At 65.9% G+C, this 1,426-nt stretch carries 1 protein-coding gene; it reads left to right on the forward strand.

The features are described 5' to 3' along the window. Positions 1-157: 157 nt before the first annotated feature. Positions 158-1,357 (forward strand): IS256 family transposase, encoded by a 1,200-nt coding sequence (locus IB277_RS37540; protein ID WP_060580982.1) that lies wholly within the window; start codon positions 158-160, stop codon positions 1,355-1,357. The last annotated feature ends 69 nt before the right edge of the window (positions 1,358-1,426 follow it).

A 1,426-nucleotide genomic window follows, 5' to 3' on the forward strand; every position in this document is an offset into this window, starting at 1 on the left:
GGTCGTGTCCCTACAGGTGGTGTAGCTCGGCGGTAGCGAAGCCGCTCGCGAGCGCGCCCTCAACAGCGCCGTAGTGAGCGGGCGGCGAAGCGGTGGTCATCGATGTTCTTCGGTAGGGTCGGGTTGCTGACACCAACCTGATTCGAAGGAACCACCGATGACCGACGACATGATGAACCTGCGCGCGCTCGTGGAGAAGACCCCGGATTGCGATCTCCTGCGCGAGATGATCGGCTTCGCCGCCGAGCGCCTGATGGAGCTTGAGGTAGGGGCCGCCACCGGCGCCGCCTTTGGCGAGAAGACCCCGCTGCGGCTGGCCCAGCGCAACGGCTACCGCGAGCGCGACTGGGAGACGCGGGCCGGCACGGTCGAGCTGCGCATTCCGAAACTCAGGAAGGGCTCCTACTTTCCGGGCTTCCTGGAGCCGCGGCGCATGGCCGAGAAGGCGCTGACGGCGGTCATCCAGGAAGCCTATGTGCAGGGAATCTCGACCCGCTCGGTCGACGATCTGGTCAAGGCCATGGGCATGAGCGGCATCTCCAAGAGCCAGGTCAGCCGGCTGTGCGAGGAGATCGACGGCAAGGTCAAGGCCTTCCTCGAGCGGCCGATCGAGGGCGACTGGCCATATCTGTGGATCGATGCCACCTACCTGAAGGTCCGCCGCGGCGGCCGCATCGTCTCCGTCGCCGTCATCATCGCCGTCGGTGTCAACAGCGACGGTCGCCGCGAGGTGCTGGGCATGGAGGTCGGCACCTCCGAGGCCGAGCCGATCTGGACCGAGTTCCTACGCAAGCTGACCCGCCGTGGCCTCAGAGGCGTCAAGCTGGTCGTCTCCGACGCCCACGAGGGCCTGAAGGCCGCCGTCACCAAGGTGCTCAACGCAACCTGGCAGCGCTGCCGGGTCCACTTCATGCGCAACGTTCTTGCCCACGCCGGCAAGAGCGGTCGGCGTGTCGTCTCCGCCTTCATCGCCACCGCCTTCGCCCAGGAGACGCCGGAAGCCGCAAGCGCCCAATGGCGCGCCGTCGCCGACCAGATCCGGCCGAAGGTCCCCAAGCTCGCCGCCATCATGGATGATGCCGAAGAAGACGTTCTCGCCTACATGACCTTCCCGAAAGAGCACCGCGCCAAGCTGCACAGCACCAACCCGATCGAGCGTCTCAACGGCGAAATCAAGCGCAGGACCGAGGTCGTCGGCATCTTCCCCAATGATGACGCCATCGTCCGCCTCGTCGGCGCGATCCTGCTCGAACAGAACGACGAATGGGCTGTCCAACGCGCCAGATACATGACGCTGGAAACCATCAGCCAGATGAGCGATGATCCGCTCATCAGCCTGCCAGCCGTGGCGCGCTGATCATCCCGGCCCATGCCGGAGAACGCGGCGACCAAGGCCGCCACCTACACCACTCCCTGGGACAGGATC

This window comes from Ensifer sp. ENS07 (assembly GCF_014852185.1).
In the GTDB taxonomy this organism is placed as follows: Bacteria; Pseudomonadota; Alphaproteobacteria; order Rhizobiales; family Rhizobiaceae; genus Ensifer; species Ensifer adhaerens.

Coding starts and splice junctions, on each gene's coding strand:
- IB277_RS37540 (WP_060580982.1), top strand. CDS start 158: ATGACCGACGACATGATGAACCTGCGCGCGCTCGTGGAGAAGACCCCG.